This is a genomic window from Salinibacillus aidingensis (assembly GCF_055393355.1).
Genome location: NZ_AP043759.1, coordinates 1259741 through 1279053, shown reverse-complemented (window position 1 = coordinate 1279053; position 19313 = coordinate 1259741). Strand labels below are relative to the sequence as shown.

Sequence of the window (19313 nt, the reverse complement as noted above, 5' to 3'; positions counted from 1 at the left end):
TTAGTATTAATTAAAAGTAAAATTTCTGTGAAGGTTAGTTGATTACTTCCTGTTCTACTAAAGTTAGCAATAGGTAAGCGTTTGAAGTTATCTCCGGCTTTTCCCCTGCTCCGTACCGAACGTCAATGGAGATGTTTCGAATCCTGATATTCCCCTATATTTGTAATAACTCTACAAGCCCCATTTTCTTCGGTAACCATAGTTGCAACCTGTTTAATCACTCCTAATAGTTCTAACAATAGTTCATTATCACTATCTTCCAATGTAATCAATGAAGATATATGTTTTTTAGGAATTGCCACAATATGTACTGGGTAAGAAGGACGAGTATGATAATATGCTAATACATTAGTCGTCTCCACTACTGTATCTACTTGCGTTTTACCACTTAAAACTTCATCACAATAAAAATCGGCAGTCATAAATATTCCCCTTTTAATATTTTTTCTCTTAACTACTATTACTTTTCTCTTTTTCAATAATCCTGCTTCTTTAGCCGGAATAGATGAATAACCATATTTACCTTATTTTACCATATGTGAGTTGATTATCATAAGACGCTCTTCATTAACTTTATAAATTGTATTACAAAAGCCTTACCTTTGTAGGCTGTATTTTCATAAAAAAAGCAGTTCAATCAGGGGTACAAATTACAATTGTGTACTCCAAAATTGAACTACTTCCTATGAAATCTCTGTTCTCTATGCCTTCTTTGACTGGAAACTGGAATTCCATAAAGGGAAACTTCCATCAGTGGGGGTTTTCTCTATCCCCCACTGATGGTTAGTTGAACTTATCAGGAATTTACTGGCCGTTTATCCCCCACTTATTCTTTTTGGTTTACCCTCAAGACTTGAAGTGGGGGTATTACGGCCAGTTCATGCGTGATAAATAATACGAAAAACTATCCAAGGTAAACCTTGGATAGTTTTCATCAAAATCATTATTCTTTGCTGGCTGCTGCCTCAACTTCACTTAGGGAAACACCAAGTGCGTTGGCAACACCTTCACCGTACTTAGGATCTGCTTTGTAGCAGTTGTTGATATGACGTAATTGAATTTCTTTTGTTGTACCGTCCATCGCACGAGCGGTGTTTTCGAACAGGCGCTGCTGCTCTTCTGCACTCATCAGACGGAAGAGTTTACCTGGCTGTTCATAGTATAAGTCATCGTCTTCACGGAAGTTGTGGTAATCCGCTGGCCCATCAATATTAAGTGCCGGCTCCTGATGCTCTTTGCTGTCTTCCCACTCACCATAGCTGTTAGGGCTGTAGGATACAGAGCCTTCAGAAGTGTTAAACACACGTCCTGCGCCATCGCGATGATATGGATGGAAGTTTTTCGCATTCTTCGGATAGTTAACAGGAATTTGCCAATGGTTTACACCCAGACGATAACGCTGCGTATCTCCGTATGAGAACAGACGGCCCTGCAGCATTTTATCTGGTGAGAAGCCAATACCAGGCACAATATTTGTAGGTGCAAAGGCAGCTTGTTCTACATCTGCAAAGTAGTTTTCAGGGTTACGGTTTAATTCTACCTCTCCTACTTCAATAAGAGGGAAGTCTTCCTTATACCAAACTTTTGTTAAGTCAAATGGATTATAGTGTACTTTTTGTGCTTCCTCTTCAGTCATGACCTGGATGTACAGGGTCCATTTTGGATAGTCGCCATTTTCGATCGCATTAAAGAGATCTCGTTGATGACTTTCACGGTCTTTACCAATGAGCTCTTCAGCTTCCTGATCCGTCAGGTTTTTAATACCCTGCTGTGTTTTGAAGTGGAATTTCACCCATACACGCTCGTTTTCAGCATTAATCATGCTGTATGTATGGCTTCCGAACATATGCATGTTACGGTAGCTGGCCGGAATACCACGGTCACTCATAACAACGGTAACCTGGTGCAATGCTTCTGGAAGTGAACTCCAGAAATCCCAGTTTGCCTGTGGGTTTTTCATGTTTGTTTTAGGATCACGCTTAACCACGTGGTTTAAGTCAGGGAATCTCTTAGGATCTCTCATAAAGAAAACAGGTGTATTGTTTCCAACAAGGTCCCAGTTTCCTTCTTCTGTATAGAACTTAATAGCCGTTCCACGAATGTCACGCTCAGCATCAGCTGCACCACGCTCACCTGCAACCGTGGAGAAACGGACAAACATGTCGGTTTTTTTGCCAACTTCTGAGAAAAGATCGGCTTTTGTATATTTTGTAATATCATTTGTTACAGTGAAGGTACCAAAAGCTCCGGATCCTTTTGCGTGCATACGACGCTCAGGAATAACCTCTCTGTCAAAATGCGCCATTTTTTCAAGGAACCAGTAGTCTTCCATTAATAATGGACCACGCTTACCAGCTGTTTTGGAGTTGTCATCGTTTGGTACTGGAGCTCCAAAGGCTGTTGTCATTTTTTTCTTCTTATCACTCATGAAATACCCTCCTACAGATTTGATTATAAATAACTATCATTCTACTATTATCTAACCTTATTAAACCTGACATCTTAAATAATAGTAAAAAACAAGATTGGATGTAAAGAAAAATGCATCCTGATGTTCTCACATGTAACCTTCTAAGTGAGAACGGCAGGCAATTAAGGAAATCGTCCATCCATCCTTATATGAGTGTATTCACTCCTTTCATCCTATGAATATAAGATGTTTGCTTGCCTACTAATTATTATAATGAATAATAAATAAAAATCAATATTTATTTATAGTAATTTTAAATAATGAATCAAATTTCCCTTTTAGTTCAGTGTAACAAAATAAATCGATTGCGTGTAATTCTTTGTTTTATGTTTTTCAATGATCGTTTTTAGAGCCAAAAAAAAGAGAATAGGACTGTGCCTATTCTCTCGATCACTCTTTATTAACCTGCTGCTTCATCTGAACCAACCTGATGATTAGCCAATACCTTATAAAGGGAAGCCCGTTCCGTATCATTTAATGGGACAAGCGGTAAACGGACGCTTCCTACGGGTACACCGATGCAGTTTAAAGCCTCTTTCACCGGTGAAGGACTTGGTGCAGCAAACATCTCTTTCATGAGCGGCAGAATATGACGATGGATAGCCGCTGCATGGGCTGTATCTCCATTTTTATAATGGTTAATCATCTGCTGCATTTCATTGCCAATCACATGGGAAGAAACGGACACAATCCCCGTTCCCCCCACAGACATGTGAGGCAGAGTCTGACTGTCCTCACCGCTGTATACAGTGAAATCATCAGGTGTCTCCGTAATAATCTGAGACACACGATCCAGATCCCCACTTGCTTCTTTAATAGAAGAAATATTAGAGATCCTTGCCAGACGGCTGATCGTTTCAACCTCCATATTTACAACGCTTCGTCCAGGAATGTTGTAAAGCATGATAGGAAGATTGGTCTGTTCCGCAATCGCACGGAAATGCTGATACATTCCTTCCTGGGAAGGCTTGTTGTAATAAGGGGTAACAAGCAATGCCCCATCGACTCCAAGAGCTTCTGCCTCTTTCGTTAAATCGATGGAAGCCTGAGTGTTATTTGAACCTGTTCCTGCAATGACGGGTACTCTTCCGTCCACAGCATCTACAACAAACTGAAATAATCTAAGCTTTTCATCATGAGATAAAGTTGGCGATTCACCGGTTGTCCCGGCAACGACTAAACCGTCAGAACCATTTGCAATTAAATAATGAACTAATCCTCTCGCGGCCTCCAAATCAAGCTCACCATTCTGATCAAATGGTGTGACCATTGCTGTTAGCACTTGACCGAAATTCATAGCTTCACACCCTTTTCATAAATTTTTTTAGGTGTGGAGGACCAAAATAAAAAGCAACAACGAGAGAGCCCGCTGTTGCTTATAGAACATATCTTTTACGTTCTAAAGCATTAGATAGCCCTCCATATAGTCTCCTATATGACAGTCCTGAATTTTATTCAAAAACAGAACCAGCTTCAGGAGAATGAGGCTCCATCCACTTCGGCAGCTCCCCCTTTTCCCATGCTTCTTCAGAGCTCATTCCCCTCCACATGAGTACTAATGGTTACTGCACCTCTATCCTTACTTCAAATATATTGAAAATAAGAATGTATACCTTTGATTACGTATAATTTACCAGAAATAATTAAAATAAACAAGAGAATTTCCCATTTTTTTAAGAAATTTTCCGAATCTCTTAAAATTCCTCGAATATATACCGATATCAGGCTTTCAGTACTCTAATTTACCGTCTGAGCAGATGCTGAAGTGGCTGCTTGCTGATCTTGTTTTTCCTTTGCTGCCTTATTTTCCAAAAAGAATGACAGAAGCATACCGCCAAAGGATAGTGCTGTGGCCACTATAAAGGCAATATTGTAACCGTTGATGGAAGCCTGTTCAGCGATTTGCTGCTGCGCTTCTGCCTGTGTTAATCCCTGAAGGCTTTCCATATTTGGCTCGTAATTTTTCGCAGATGTTGTCATAACTGTCATTAGAATCGCTGTACCGATGGAAGCAGACACCTGCTGCATGGTGTTAGCCATTGCTGATCCGTGAGCATTCCACTCCTGTGGCAGCTGATTCAACCCACTGGTCATCACTGGCATCATCGCCATGGATAACCCAAACATCCGAATGGCATAAATGGTGGCCAGAAATACGAAAGACGTTTCCATAGATAGATTGGTAAAGACTAAAGTTGTCACTCCCACAATCGTCAGTCCGGTTACGGCTAATTTTCTCGCTCCAATTTTATCAAAGAGAGACCCTACAATCGGAGACATAATCCCCATCACAATGGCTCCTGGCAGCAGCATTAAACCAGACTCAAGCGGACTGAATCCGCGGGTATTCTGCATATATAATGGCAGCATGGTTTCTGCCCCAATCATGGACATCATCACAACCATCGTAATGATTAACGCAATGGTAAATCGGCTGAATTTAAACACCCTGAACTCCAGCATGGGCGTTTTCATTTTCAACTGACGCCAGATAAACAAACCGATAATCACTGCCCCTCCAATAATACTTGTCAGTACGGTCTGATCTGTCCAGCCATCCTCACCGGCACTGCTGAAGCCAAATAACAGACCGCCAAATCCGAATGAGGATAAAAGAATCGATAAAACATCAATTTTAGGATAAGTCAATTTCGTTACATTCTGCACATAAAAGTAAGCAATCACCAGTGCTAAAACAGCGATTGGCAAGACGACGTAAAACAGCGACCGCCATGAGAAATGGGCCAGCAACCAGCCTGATAAAGTTGGCCCAATAGCTGGCGCAAAGGCAATGACGAGTCCTGCCGTCCCCATCGCTGCCCCTCTTTTATCTGCAGGAAAGATGGTAAGTACAACCGTCATCATCAGAGGAAGCATCACACCAGACCCCATAGCCTGTATGACACGTGCCGTCAGCAATAGGGGAAACGTATGTGAAATCGAAGCGACAAACGTCCCTAATGTAAAGATACTGATAGCTGTTAAAAAGATTTTTCTTGTGCTGAAGCGTTCAATTAAAAACGCAGAAATGGGAATCATCACCCCATTGGTCAATAAAAAGGCTGTCGTTAACCACTGCACTTTATTTTCCGTAATCCCAAAGTCGTTCATGATCTTTGGCAATGCAGTTGCAAGCAAGGTTTCATTAAGTAAAGCAAAGAAGGCACCAATGAGCATAACGGTAATCATCGGTCCTTTTTTTATTTTCTGCTGCTGTTCCGTCATTACCTTTCCCTCCTTAGCATATATATCCCTGTATTTCCACTTCCATTAAAAAATTTTGTGAGATTCGCGTCCAAAGTCTTTTAAAACATTGAACAAACCATCCAGTCAAAAAGTATGACTGAAGAGTCACGATATGTATATTACCGACTGTAAACTGGATTGTCAACAGAAAAATTTCCCGATTACACTAGGACCTAAAAAAAGCTGAGCCCTGTTTTCAGGACTCAGCAATCTCAAGGTTTGATTATCTTTTCACTTCACGGAATTCTTCATTAACCATGCGATTTAAAATGTGGTTAATTCCCACCGTACGCTCCACTTCCATCACAAAGGCGATTCCTTTGCCCGGTTGATTCAGCTTTCCTTCTACTTCAATGGCCTCCAGTACATCCTGGGTTTTATCCCTGCTGATTAAGGTTAAAACAACCTCTTTTTCCGGTTCAATTAAAATATTAAACAGCTTTGCCTTCTCATGAATGCCTGTGCCCCGACCATTAATGATTGTACCGCCTTCCGCTCCGGCTGATTTGGATGCTTCGACAACCTCATCGGAGTCTCCTTTGTTTACAATAGTGACGATTAAATCATAGAGCACCTTTTGATCTTCGGACATATCCCTTACCCCCTCTTCCTCTGAGGCTCCCTTCTCTGCCTCAAAGCCAAGCATATGGCAAACACCTGCAACATTTTTCGTATCGATAACAAAGCCAATTCCCTGTTTTGGCTGATTTAAGTTCACAGATTCTGTAATTGCCGTTAAAACGCTTTCATATATATCATCTGGAACGAGGGTTAAAATAATCGCTCTCTCCCGCTCCACAGGTATCCCTAAAACGCGTCTTTTCTCATTCATTTTAATGCCATTCCCCAGAAGCGTTGTCCCGCCCTGGGCTCCGGCATTTTTCGCTGCCTGAACGATTCTTTTGGCTCTATCCTTCTTCACGATGGTGACGATTACCTTTTGACCCTTATTCAAGATCGCCATCCTGCCTCTTCTCCTTTCTACCAAATAAAATCCCCAATGTTAATACAGATAGAATCGGAGCGAGTGCAACTAATGCGACCATTCCGAAACCATCAAGAAGGGGATCCCGCCCTTCTGTAACAGAGGCAATACCTACAAACATTGCTAAAATAAAGGTAGCTGTCATCGGACCGGTGGCTACACCGCCCGAATCAAAAGCAATTAATGTAAAGGCTTTTGAAGAGTAGTTTATCATGATTAACGCTATTATATAACCTGGAAGAATAAAATACCATAGGGAAATTCCATAAATAATTCGAAGCATGGATAAAGCCACAGCTAACCCTACGCCAATCGAGAGTGTATACAATAACAGCTTTTGCGGAATATATCCGGCTGAAACCTTTTCCACCTGCCGATTCAGGACTGCAACAGCAGGCTCAGCATATACTGCGAAAAACCCTAGAATAAATCCTACGATCACGAGCACCCATTCGTGTGGGAAGGTGCCCAGTTTTTCCCCCATAATTTCACCAATCGGAAGAAAACCGATGTGGACCCCCTGTAGAAAGAAGGCCAGGCCAAAATAGGAAAGTAAAAAGCCTACCCCGATATCTATGAGTCTGCGTAACGGTAATTTCAAAAAGAAAAAATGAAAGAATAAAAATAAGATGAGCAGTGGTGAAAGGGCCATGGTGACATCACGAAGCACATCACCAAACCCGTGAAAGATGTGTATGTTCATCCGTAGATAACCCCCAATATCAAGACAGACAGAATAGGACCTATGGAAGCAAGGCCAACCAGTCCGAATCCATCTCTGGAGGCTGATTTCCCTCGCAGGACCGAGGCTACCCCTAACCCTAAGGAAAGGATGAAGGGAACCGTTAACGGACCTGTGGTAACTCCCCCTGAGTCAAAGGAGATGGGTACGAAAATCGGGGGTGTAAAAGCAGCCAGTAAAAACACAAGTCCATAACCAATCGTAAGCAGGTAAACGATTTTAATAGAGAAAATGATTCTAAGCATCGCCAGGGCGACAAATATCCCTACACCTAAGGCTACAGACATAATTAAAATGCTTTGAGGGATTTCTCCATTCGACACCTGATCAATCTGGGTCGCTAACACCCGGACATCAGGCTCGGCAACTGTAACAACCACTCCCAGCACGAAGGCAAAAAAGAGAATCAACCACAGACTTCTCGTTTTGGATAAAGCCGAACCAATCATCTCCCCCACAGGCTGCAAACCTACATTAACTCCTAATAAAAACAAAATAAGTCCAATGCTGACCATCACCGCTCCAACAAGAAACTGGATAAACGTTTCCATGGGAAGCCAGATAATCGTAAACTGCAGGGCTGTTACCACTAATGTGATGGGCAGTACAGAATAAATCACTTCCATAATGGTTTCTTTAATATTCTCCATATAAAACCTTCCTTCACGTTTGTAGATAAAGTGAAACTTCCATCAGTGGGGGGGTTTCTCTATCCCCCACTGATGGTTCGTTGAACTTATCAGGGATTTACTGGCCGTTTATCCCCCACTTAGTCCTGTTGGGGTACCCTCCAGACTTGAAGTGGGGGTATTACGGCCAGTTAATACGTGATAAATACAGAAAACGGTCTATGTACCCGGACAAGACCTATACGGATATGAAAAAATGATAGCTTTCTTAAATGAATGGAAAAATCATAGCGGGCCTTAACATACTTATGAAGTGTATATAAAGTGAAATTTCCATCAGTGGGGGTTATCTCCATCCCCCATGATGGTTAGCTGAACTTATCAGGAATTTACTGTCCGTTTTTCCCCCACTTTAGTCTTGTTGGGTTACCCTCAAAACTGAAGTGGGGTATTACGGACTTCATGCGTGATAAAAAATGGGAAAGTAAGGGTGTTCATCAAAATTGAGGAAGACCCAAAGAGGAAAAATCACTGTTACTATTATATTAACAGATTTGACGGAAAATTCGCTATTTAAGTGCTCAGAAGCTTTCGTACAGAACAAAAGCGGAAGCGTCCGTTTGCCTAAACGGTCGCCTCCGCTTTTCTTTGTCCAGCTACGGCTCCTAGGTCAAGGCGGATATAAGCCAAAGCCAATACGTGGCGAAAACCATGCCACTCCATGTCTTCGTCTTATCCCGCATGACCTGAGCAGTCGCCTCCGCTTTTCGTTGTCCAGCTGCGGCTCCCAGGCCCAAGCGGATATAAGCAGAATCCCCTCCATGGCCAAAGTACGGCCACTCCGGAGATTCTGCTTATGCCGTCTGGCCTGAACGGTCGCCTCCGCTTTTCTTTACATTTTTATACTGGAATTACATCTACTTGATCGCCGGCTTTTAACCCTGTTTTGGTTGGAGGGATGACGATCAGGGCATTCGTATCCTTCATGGACAGAAGCGCACTGGACATGTCGAGGCCGACCGGATGCGCCCAGAGCTGACCGTCCTTTTCATCAAAATAGCCTCTTACAAAGCGGGGGAAGGCATTGAGCTTCGTATAATCCTGCTCCAAAAAGGCCGTTTTCTTTACGTGACCTGCTTCTCTTCCGCTTAAACGTTCGATCGCCGGTTTTACAAAGAGTTCAAATCCTACATAACAGGCTCCCGGATTGCCGGAGAGTCCGAACATAAGCTTATCCTTAAAGACTCCGGCTGTTGTCACACTTCCCGGTCTCATTTGAACCTTGTTAAACAGGGTTTTTCCTTCCCAATTCAAGAAAATATCGGTCATAATATCGTAATCCCCGACGGACACACCGCCTGTAGTCACAATCACGTCTATTTCAGGATCCTCTAATAGGGACTGAATTTTCGCCTTTGCCGGGCCTACTTCATCAGGAAACTTACCAATTAGTACAGGCTCTCCGCCATTGGCCTGAATTTGTCCGGCGAGCATGTACGTATTGCTGTTCCGGATCTTCCCCGGCTCTAGAGGCTCATCAACCTCCAGGAGCTCTGTACCGGTCGATAGTACCGCAATTTTTGGCTTTTTGTAAACGGGAACCTGTACATAGCCTAAGGAGGATAATACCGCCATTGCCCCGGGGTTTATCGTCGTCCCTTCTCGTAAAAGAACCTCTCCTTCTGACGTTTCTTCACCAATGGATGTAATATTTTTTACCGATGGAATCGGCTTGGTGAATTTTACATAGGTTCCGTCATCCCGCTCCTCCTGCTCTGTCGCTTCCAGCATAATCACACTGTCCGACTCATCCGGAGCCATCGCACCTGTCATAATTCTTGCGGTCTGGCCGCTTTCGAGCTTTTTACCCGGCACTTCCCCGCAAGGAATATCATCTACCAGCTTTAAATAGACCGGTCGTTCCTTCGAGGCGTCCTTTAAGTCTTGAGAAATGACTGCATAGCCATCGTAGCCTGAACGACGGAAATGGGGGATCGGATGAGGAGCCTTCACATCCTCAGAAAGTGTGGATCCCAGTGCCTGATCCAACGGGAGTTGTTCATGTTTCGCTTTTGGTATGTAAGAAAGAATCGATTCAAGGGCATCCTCTACTTTCACTGCCTTGCGTCGAAATCTTGAAAATTGCTCATTATCGCTCATCAAACTCTCCCTTTCTATCTGCAGATTCTAGAATTTTACTTCAGCACTATCCCTTTGTTTCATTATACGTCTTCCTAAACCAGTTTATCATTCTCCATGCTTTTAAAGAACAGCCTTGTATAAAAAAGCGGAACTTCCATCAGTGGGGGTATTACGGCCAGTTCATGCGTGATAAACTGTGTATACAAAATGAAAATGAGGAGGAATACGAAATGGGCGTACACGATCACCGCAAGTCATCCCCTGAGAATGTCCAATGTGCGATTATTACAGTTTCAGATACGAGAACAGAAGAAACGGACAATAGTGGGAAACTCATAAAAGATTTACTTGAGGAAAATCAGCATAAATGGGTGGATTATCAGATTTTAAAGGATGACTACTCCTCCATCCAGGACACAATCCGGGACTTAGCCAGACGCGAGGATGTCCACACCCTTCTGCTAAATGGAGGAACAGGCATCTCAGCCCGTGATACAACCTATGAAGCCGTTCGGGATCTACTGGACAAGGAAATGCCAGGCTTTGGAGAGCTTTTCCGCATGCTGAGCTATCAGAAGGACATTGGCTCCGCGGCCATTTTAAGCCGAGCGATTGGGGGAATCTATCAGAACACAGCCGTCTTCTCCATGCCAGGTTCATCAGGTGCAGTGAAGCTGGCGATGAAGGACCTGATTCTGCCGGAAATCACTCATGTTCGGCATGAAATCGAAAAACAGTTATAGGAATGCCTAAGCCTTTTTCTTCCTATCCTTAATCAGCAGCTGATAAGGATAAATAACGAGCGCATAGCCCATATAGGTTAAAAACAAATAGGCTGAGTTAAAATTTACAAATTTGTATACATTATATCTTTGAAGCAGCGGATTTACCAGAAAGGACACCCCGATGCTCAGGGCGGCATTTACGGTCACATAACGCCAGAACTTCCCAAAAGTCAAATGGAAAGTCCATAATGTGCCGGCGAAAAAAGGGCCGAACACAAAGGTTAAATCATTAGCCAGACGCTTAAAAATACTGCCACTTACCATCCAGAACTTATATCGAAATGAGAGCGAGCACATGATTAAAACAAGGCCGGACGTAAATAAAGAGACAGGAAAATATTTATGAAGGGCCTTTGCTGGATAAAACAACAATGAAACAAAAGAAATCACCAGCAGCCCTATACGAATCATCCATGAAAGCATATGCAGATGGTACTCCTTTTTTCGCTTACGTTTTCCTGAAGATTCCTGTTTTATTCTTTTAATTTCCATACTATAAAAAAGCATCTGACCTGGATCAGGACCTCCAGATCAGATGCTGACGTTATAACCGTAAGTGTCACATCAAATCTTCAAATTTTATGATTTCGCATGCTCTCCCTGCAAATATTTTTCGACAAAATCTGTGGTTGTTTTCCCTTCCTGAAAAGCTGGGTGCTGAATCACTTTCCTTAGCATCGGAATGTTCGTTTTAATTCCTTCTACTTTATAGTTCTCCAGTACATCTCCTAATCTTTCAATGCCTTCATTTCGATCCTGCCCTGTTACAATTAATTTTGCAATCATCGGATCATAAAAAGGAGTAACCTTGGACTCAGAATGGACGGCTAATTCATGACGGATATGTTCCCCTTCCGGATAGTCCAGTTGGGTGATTTGCCCTGGGGAAGGGAAAAAGGTCTTTGGATCCTCCGCATAAATTCTAACCTCGATCGCATGCCCTTCCCTTTTTATCTCGGACTGCTCAAGCCTTAGAGCCTCGCCACTGGCAATCCTTATTTGCTCCTCCACCAGATCAATGCCTGTAATCTCTTCTGTGACCGGATGCTCCACCTGAAGACGTGTATTCATCTCCAGGAAATAAAAATTCTTATCCTCATCGACTAAAAACTCAATCGTACCGGCATTACAATATCCAATAGATTTTGCCGCCTTGACAGCCGCCATTCCCATCCTTTCTCTCGTCGCTTCATCGAGAAATGGAGAAGGCGCCTCCTCGACAACCTTTTGATGCCGTCGCTGAATGGAGCATTCCCGTTCCCATAAATAAACGGTTTCTCCTGCCTGATCAGCTAAAACCTGAATCTCTATATGACGGGGGTTCGGAATCGATTTTTCCACATACATTGCCCCGTCTCCAAAGAAGGTCTGCGCACGCTTCTGATTTCCCTCGAACGCTTTTTTCACTTCTTCGTCATTATGGGCAAGCTGCATACCAATTCCGCCACCACCTGAAGAAGCCTTTAACATAACAGGGTAGCCAATTTCACTCGCCACACGGGCAGCCTCATCCCCATCCTCGAGCGGGTATTGAATCCCGGGTACGACGGGAACACCTGCCTCTTTCATCGTTTTTCTCGCCTCAATTTTACTTCCCATCCTGGCAATCACATCAGGGGATGGGCCAATAAAAACAATCCCCTCCTCCTGACACCGTTTAGCAAAATCCGGATTTTCGGACATCAATCCATAGCCGGGATGTACCGCCTCGGCGCCGCTTTCATGAATCATTTCAAAAATCCGGTCCATATTTAAGTAGCTTTCCTGGACCTGATTGCCCCCAGCCAGATACGACTCATCCGCCATTTTCACATGTGGACTGTCTGCATCTGCCTCGGAATAAATGGCGACGGTTTGGATTCCCATTCTTTTACACGTTCGAATGACTCTGGCTGCAATTTCTCCACGATTAGCGATTAAAATTTTCGTAAACAAACCGGTTCCTCCTTTTGTCTGAACTAACTGTTTCTATCTCTATTCTATACTCTATCACAATATGTTAACGCTTTCATTTAAATCGTTCATTGGTCACTTGATAATGATTCTGATATTGCTGACGGAGCATATGTTTTTGAATTTTTCCTGTTGATGTCATCGGCAGTTGCTCCAAAAAGACAACATCTTTTGGAACCTGAAAGCCTCCTAAATGCTGCCTGCAGAAGGATATGACATCATCGGAAGAGGTGGCCGCTCCTTCCTTCCTTACAACAAATGCCGTAACAGCCTCGGACCAATGTTCATGCGGAAGTCCGACCGCAACCGCATTTTCGATATCTTCATGCATCAGTAAAACACTCTCCACTTTAATCGATGGCACATTTTCCCCGCCGGTTTTAATGATGTCTTTCTTCCGGTCTACAAACACCAGCTGCAGATCCTCATCCCAATAGCCCAAATCTCCTGTATGATGCCAGCCGAAAGCCCGGCTTTTTTCCATTTCCTCTTCGTTCTTGTAATAGCCATTCATGACGTTCGGCCCTCTGTGAACAATTTCGCCGACTTCGCCTTCAGGTAAAAGATTGCCCTCATCATCCATAACAGCCGTATCATTAATCAGGGAAGACGTACCCCAATAAGAGCCGAATCTTCTTAGTTGTTCTTCCGGTCTGAACACCATGGTTGATGGATACATTTCGGTCTGCCCTGTACCCAGAGCGAACTGAGGGCAGATTTCATTGATGCACCTCTCCAGGGAACGTTTATCCATAGGCGCCATCGCATACGTGCACCTTCTTAATGAACTCAAATCATATTCACTTTTTTTCGGGTGATCCAGAATCATTCGATACATCATGGGCAGTGCAAACATATTCGAAATTTTATGATCCTGTATCGTTTTCATCAGCAGCTCCGGTTCAAAGCCACTGATAATGACGGTTGTGGCCCCACGATGAAGGGTGGACATCGTAAACGTGTGCTGGGCACAATGGAAAAGGGGCATCATCGTTAAGACGACTTCATCTTCATTAAAATTACTTTCAATAATGTTTCCCAGGCTGGCAATATAAACGGCTAAATGACTGATCATGACCCCCTTTGGATTGCCGGTCGTACCACTGGTAAACATAATTTGAGCGGTATCCCGATCCTGAATCTCTATAGCTGGTTCTTTTTTCGCCTCATCTTCTATTGCAGGCAAAAATGGCTGGGCACCGGCAAAAATTCCCCGTACGGCTAAAAAGGTTGAGCAATACTCTTGATATACATCGAGAGCCGGCTCCATCAGGACAGCATCACCAATAATCAATTTGGGTTCGATTAGATTCATAATATATTGCTTTTCCTCTTTAGATATAGCCGGGTTGATAGGCACCCAGATAAGACCTGCTTTGGCAATCCCATTGGAAATCACTACATATTCCCAGTGGTTTCCGCAGACCGTCAGAACCTTATCCCCTTTTTTATGCCCGGAATTAAGAAGATAGTTGGCAAACTGATTCGTTAATTCATCCAGCTGCTGATAGGTTATTTCCTTATCACCCTCAATAATGGCCTTTTTATCCGGAAACCTCCCTGCATTCCGCCGGATAATATCTCCAATAGCGACTCGACTTACCACACTCTCCATCCTCATTCCTCCCTTAGTTTTCCGATTCTTTTTTCACTAACGCCTTGGAAATCCCTGTAATCACCTGGTCACCGGTTTGTTTATAAGTAGCCTGCTTCACCGTTACAACACCGGTACCATTTTGTTTATCTTTCAAATCCATAACCTCTAATTCCACATGGATGGTGTCATGAATAAAAACAGGCTGAATGAACCGCAGCTGATCAATCCCATAATTCGCCACAATAATCTCAGGCTCCATTTTGGTGAGTCCTGTTCCAATAGAAAGGACCAGCATTCCGTGGGCAATCCTCTGTTTAAAAGGAGATTTTTTTGCGTATTCTATGTCGGTATGAAGCGGATACCAGTCACCGGTCAAAGCACTGAACATGATGAGATCAGATTCCGTTATGGTCCTCGCTCTGGACTTCCACGTTTCACCTTTTTCAAAATATTCAAAATATTTATCGTACATTTGCTCCTCGCTCCCTTCCTAATCAGGAATGACTTTTTTGTCTCAGTTTGGTTTTTAACACTTTACCTGTTGCATTTCTTGGCAGTTCCTCAACCATTTCGATTTTTCTCGGCATTTTAAACCGGGCAATTTTTCCTTCTAAAAAGTCATGGATATCCTGCAGTGTTAATGTTTCTTCACTGTTCTTCAGTGCGATCACAGCTTTAACCGATTCTCCCCACTCTTCATCAGGATAACCGACAACCGCGGTTTCCAGGATATTCGGATGACGGTACAGTGCCTGCTCAACCTCAATGGGATAGACATTTTCTCCTCCAGTGATAATCATATCCTTTTTCCGGTCCACAATATAGATAAATCCTTCTTCATCAAATTTAGCCAAATCCCCTGTATAAAACCAGCCATTTTTCAGAACCCTTCTTGTCTCCTCTGGTTTATTCCAGTAGCCGGCCATAACGTTTGGACCTTTAACAATTAACTCTCCTACTTCCCCTGTCTCCACATCCTGGTTATAGTCGTTTACGATACGGACACGGGTGTGCATCGGTTCTTTGCCTACAGAGCCATTTTTTCGCAAGGTATTTTTTTCATCAAGAATCGAGACAAACGGAGCCGTTTCCGTAAGTCCAAATCCTTCATAAAAAGGAATACCCCTATCCTGGAAAAAGGTAATCACTGTGATCGGACAAGGAGCTCCCCCGGATACACAGAAGCGCAGGGATGATATATCGTAGTCTTCAAAGTTCTCAACATTCATGATCGCCTGCCACATCGCAGGAACTAAGAAGAGGCTTGTGATGTTTTCCTCCTGTATTTTTTGCAGGGTTCGCTCAGGATCAAAGCTGTCATCCAGGATAACGGTTCCTCCCTTATAAATTAAAGGAGTTGTAAAAACACTCATGCCGCCGATATGAAAGAGAGGTGCTGCGGACAGGGTAATATCACTTTTCTCAAAAGGGCTGGCATGAATGCTGTTAATCGCATTCCACAGGGTATTCCCGTGGCTTAGCATCGCTCCTTTTGGTTTACCGGTTGTTCCTGAGGTATACATCATCATATGGATATCCTCTGTCCATACGTTGATAACAGGCTCTGTCTGTGGCGCATTGACAATGAGCTGTTCATAACGCCAATCAAGCTCATGAGGATTATTGCCTACGTGAACATACTCTAAAATACTGGACTTCATCTCCCGCAATTGATCCACCAGCGCCTTCATTCGTTCATCATAAATAAAGTGATTCGGCCGGGAATCCTGAACAATATAATGAACCTCCTCCACACTTAGGCGAAAATTGATCGGGACAAATATGGCCCCTATTTTTGCACAGGCAAACATCGACTCCAGAATTTCGTTTGTGTTAAATAGAAGTGCATCCACCCGATCCCCCTTTCGGACGCCAAGTGAGATTAAAGCATGACCCAGACGGTTCACCCGATGATTAAACTCCTCATAGGTAAACCTTTTTTCGTGTGAAATAAGGGCCATTCGATCAGGGTCAGCCTTTGCATGCTTCGTAATCCAGCTGCCAACAGTCGTTTCCAAAACATCACCCTCCTTTAGATATTTAAAACAAGTGAGGATTAACTCAACATCGTGGAGTGTTTCCTCTCAGGCAGTTTAAAATCTTTATTTTCAAAGGTTTCGTAACGGCTGATCAGCTCCTCACGTAAATCGCTTGGGACTATTAAATCATCCACAACCAGTTCACCCGATAGCTTAAAAATATCATAGCCTTCCCGGTATTCCTCCTGCAGTTTTTTCACTAATTCCGCCCGCTCTTTCGGATCCTCCACCGCCTGTATTTTATTGTAATAGACTGCATTGATCGCAGCTTCAGGTCCCATGATGGCTATTTCAGCAGACGGAAGAGCCATGGTTGTATCCGGTTCATAGGCCGGGCCCGCCATGGCATAGATGCCTGCCCCATAGGCTTTCCGCACGATCACACACAGTTTCGGTACATTAGCACAGGAGCTGGCAAAGATAAAATTACGTCCCTTTCGTAAAATGCCTTCCTGTTCCACCTTCGTCCCCACCATAAAGCCTGGTGTGTCGCAAAGATATAAGAGCGGAATGTTATAGGCATCACACGTCCATACAAATTTGGCTCCTTTATCAGAGGATTCCGGAAAAATGGCTCCCCCTTTATGCATCGGCTGATTAGCTACAATACCGACTGTTTTCCCATTCAGCCGGGCAAAGCCTGTAACCAGTTCCTTTGCATAATCCTTTTTCACCTCTAAGAAACTATCCGCATCTACTATGGAATCAATGAGTTTATGGACATCATAGGCCCGGTTTGGCTCCTGGGGAATAAGATTGTCGATGTCCTTTGGGTCCAGTTTCGGATCCGCGGCAGGAAATTCCGGGAGTTCAGCATCAAAATGATCCGGCAAATAGGTCATCAGCTTTTTCACGATTTCAGCAGCATGCTCTTCAGATTCTGCTACAAAATCGGCCGATCCACTCTTTGTTGCGTGCATATGTGACCCGCCCAGCTCCTCAATATCCACCTTTTGCGTCGTCGCCATTTGAACCATCCTTGGGGAGGCAATCGCCATTCCGGCCATTTTATCGACCATAATGGTGAAATCGGAAAAGACAGGCATATAGGCTGTTCCGGCAAAACATGGACCATAAAGCACCGCAATCTGGGGCACCCGTCCTGATAGAATACTATGATTATAGAAAATCTTCCCGCCTGAATATTTTTCAACATGGTACCCACCGGCTTCATCAATCCGTCCACCGGAAGAATCAATCATATAAACAATAGGCCTCTTGCCGCGAATGGCAGCCTCCTGAATCCGCAGCACTTTTTCACTGTGGTACTTCCCCATTGATCCCGCTTTCACGGTAAAATCACTGGCCATAAAATAAACGATTCGATCATCCATCTTCCCTGTTCCGGTTACAACCCCATCTGCCGGGAGCTTCTCATTCAGCACCTGGGCAAACAGTCCGGTTTCGTAAAAAGGCTTTTCCTCATCAAAATAAAGCTTCAGACGATCCCGCACAAACCGTTTTCCCGCTTTCTCCAATTTATCGTGGCTTTTTCCACCTTTATGGATTCGTTCTCTTTCCGCTAATACTTTACGCTCTCTTTCCAAACGGCACACATCCTTTCCATTTTTACGAGATAATTCCTAAACGCTTCGTCAGGATTTCATTCATGATCTGGGTGGTTCCGCCTCCAATCGACTGAATACGGGCGTCACGCCAGAAACGCTGAACGTCATATTCCATCATATATCCGTTTCCACCATGAATTTGCAGGGCCTGGTCCGTTACCCGGCGAATCATTTCGGTCGCATAAACCTTGGCCATGGTCGCCTCTGTAACGACATCCTCCCCTTTGTTATACAAATACAGGGCACGGTAGGTGATATTTCGTGCCTTTTCAAGGTCAACAGCCATATCGACCATCTTGTGGCGCAGTACCTGAAACTTTGATAAAGGACGATTGAACTGAATCCGCTCCTGACTGTATTTCTTCGCTGTCTCAATCGCCAATTCACCCAGTCCCACACAGCCCAGGGCCATACTGAGACGTTCAAATTGAAAGTTTTCCATTATATAAAGAAAGCCTTCATGTTCACGGCCAATCAGATTTTCTTCCGGGACTTTTACCTCATCGAAAAATAATTCTCCTGTATCTGAAGCATGCCAGCCCAGCTTTTTCAGTTTCTTTCCTGCTGAGAACCCTTCCCAGTCCGTTTCCACGATAAAAAGGCTGATGTTTCGATGAACAGGCTCTTCTCTTGTTTTCGCCGCGACAATGACATAGTCCGCATTGACCCCATTCGTAATAAACGTTTTGGAGCCATTCAAAATATAGTGGCTGCCGCTTTTCTTTGCTGTCGTTTTGATCGCAGAAACGTCCGATCCTCCACTTGGCTCTGTGATGGCTAAGGCGGAAATTTTTTCACCTTTAATCCCTGGAACAAGATAGTTCTGCTTTTGCTCTTCACTTCCATACTTCCAAATGTTTGTCATTGCAATGCCTGTATGAGCACCAATGGCAGCTGCCACACCCCCGGAGCCGCATTTGGCCATTTCCTCAATCAGAACGGCTTCCGTAATGATATCTGAATCACTTCCCCCGTATTTTTCGGGAAATTTAATACCCAAATAGCCTAACTCTCCCATTCGTTCATACAGACTCCTGGGAACCTCCTCTTCTCTTTCCCACTTTTCAACATTCGGAATGATTTCCTTTTCAATAAATTTTCGCACCGCTTTGCGGAACATGTGGTGTTCATCCTGAAAAATCCAATGCGCCATCGCC

The 19313-nt window shown here is 43.7% G+C and carries 16 protein-coding genes and 1 riboswitch; of the genes, 1 reads left to right on the top strand and 15 read right to left on the bottom strand.

Going from position 1 to position 19313, the window contains the following annotated elements:
• Positions 1–122: 122 nt before the first annotated feature.
• The 8 genes from ACZ5OK_RS06920 to ACZ5OK_RS06885 all read right to left on the bottom strand — a co-directional run bounded on the left by ACZ5OK_RS06920 (position 123) and on the right by ACZ5OK_RS06885 (position 10232).
• A complete protein-coding gene (locus tag ACZ5OK_RS06920) occupies positions 123–422 on the bottom strand; it encodes an HIT domain-containing protein (RefSeq protein ID WP_343841488.1) in 300 nt (99 codons plus the stop codon).
• A gap of 521 nt (positions 423–943) precedes the next feature.
• On the bottom strand, positions 944–2428 hold the full coding sequence (locus ACZ5OK_RS06915; RefSeq protein WP_343840422.1) for a catalase: 1485 nt from the start codon (positions 2426–2428) through the stop codon (positions 944–946).
• 442 nt (positions 2429–2870) lie between these two features.
• Entirely contained in the window at positions 2871–3767 is an 897-nt protein-coding gene (dapA, locus tag ACZ5OK_RS06910) for a 4-hydroxy-tetrahydrodipicolinate synthase (protein ID WP_343840420.1), read from the bottom strand.
• A gap of 107 nt (positions 3768–3874) precedes the next feature.
• Positions 3875–4054, bottom strand: a riboswitch (Lysine riboswitch).
• A gap of 153 nt (positions 4055–4207) precedes the next feature.
• On the bottom strand, positions 4208–5695 hold the full coding sequence (locus tag ACZ5OK_RS06905) for an MDR family MFS transporter (RefSeq protein WP_343840417.1): 1488 nt from the start codon (positions 5693–5695) through the stop codon (positions 4208–4210).
• Between the two features lie 244 nt (positions 5696–5939).
• On the bottom strand, positions 5940–6680 hold the full coding sequence (locus ACZ5OK_RS06900) for a P-II family nitrogen regulator (RefSeq protein ID WP_343840414.1): 741 nt from the start codon (positions 6678–6680) through the stop codon (positions 5940–5942).
• Positions 6664–7404, bottom strand: a complete 741-nt coding sequence (locus tag ACZ5OK_RS06895) for a DUF1538 domain-containing protein (protein ID WP_343840411.1) — start codon at positions 7402–7404, stop codon at positions 6664–6666. The genes ACZ5OK_RS06900 and ACZ5OK_RS06895 overlap by 17 nt, the downstream gene beginning before the upstream one ends.
• Positions 7401–8093, bottom strand: coding sequence for a DUF1538 domain-containing protein (locus ACZ5OK_RS06890; protein WP_343840409.1), 693 nt, complete (start codon positions 8091–8093; stop codon positions 7401–7403). Before ACZ5OK_RS06890 ends, ACZ5OK_RS06895 begins: the two co-directional genes overlap by 4 nt.
• An 879-nt stretch (positions 8094–8972) precedes the next feature.
• A complete protein-coding gene (locus ACZ5OK_RS06885; protein WP_343840406.1) occupies positions 8973–10232 on the bottom strand; it encodes a molybdopterin molybdotransferase MoeA in 1260 nt (419 codons plus the stop codon).
• 212 nt (positions 10233–10444) lie between these two features.
• Between ACZ5OK_RS06885 and ACZ5OK_RS06880 the strand changes: the two genes are divergently transcribed.
• Entirely contained in the window at positions 10445–10957 is a 513-nt protein-coding gene (locus tag ACZ5OK_RS06880) for a MogA/MoaB family molybdenum cofactor biosynthesis protein (protein ID WP_343840403.1), read from the top strand.
• 6 nt (positions 10958–10963) lie between these two features.
• Here the strand turns inward: ACZ5OK_RS06880 and ACZ5OK_RS06875 are convergent, their stop codons facing one another.
• The 7 genes from ACZ5OK_RS06875 to ACZ5OK_RS06845 all read right to left on the bottom strand — a co-directional run bounded on the left by ACZ5OK_RS06875 (position 10964) and on the right by ACZ5OK_RS06845 (position 19309).
• Positions 10964–11491, bottom strand: a complete 528-nt coding sequence (locus ACZ5OK_RS06875; RefSeq protein WP_343840401.1) for a hypothetical protein — start codon at positions 11489–11491, stop codon at positions 10964–10966.
• 87 nt (positions 11492–11578) lie between these two features.
• Positions 11579–12934, bottom strand: coding sequence for an acetyl-CoA carboxylase biotin carboxylase subunit (locus ACZ5OK_RS06870; RefSeq protein ID WP_343840399.1), 1356 nt, complete (start codon positions 12932–12934; stop codon positions 11579–11581).
• A gap of 73 nt (positions 12935–13007) precedes the next feature.
• Positions 13008–14567 (bottom strand): class I adenylate-forming enzyme family protein, encoded by a 1560-nt coding sequence (locus ACZ5OK_RS06865; protein WP_343840396.1) that lies wholly within the window; start codon positions 14565–14567, stop codon positions 13008–13010.
• A gap of 13 nt (positions 14568–14580) precedes the next feature.
• Positions 14581–15021, bottom strand: coding sequence for a MaoC/PaaZ C-terminal domain-containing protein (locus ACZ5OK_RS06860; protein ID WP_343840394.1), 441 nt, complete (start codon positions 15019–15021; stop codon positions 14581–14583).
• Positions 15022–15043: 22 nt separating this feature from the next.
• Positions 15044–16567 carry an acyl-CoA synthetase gene (locus ACZ5OK_RS06855; protein WP_343840393.1) on the bottom strand — a complete coding sequence of 508 codons (1524 nt, stop codon included), beginning with the start codon at positions 16565–16567 and terminating at the stop codon, positions 15044–15046.
• 38 nt (positions 16568–16605) lie between these two features.
• Positions 16606–18144, bottom strand: a complete 1539-nt coding sequence (locus tag ACZ5OK_RS06850; RefSeq protein ID WP_343840390.1) for an acyl-CoA carboxylase subunit beta — start codon at positions 18142–18144, stop codon at positions 16606–16608.
• Between the two features lie 13 nt (positions 18145–18157).
• A complete protein-coding gene (locus tag ACZ5OK_RS06845) occupies positions 18158–19309 on the bottom strand; it encodes an acyl-CoA dehydrogenase family protein (RefSeq protein ID WP_343840387.1) in 1152 nt (383 codons plus the stop codon).
• Positions 19310–19313: the final 4 nt, after the last annotated feature.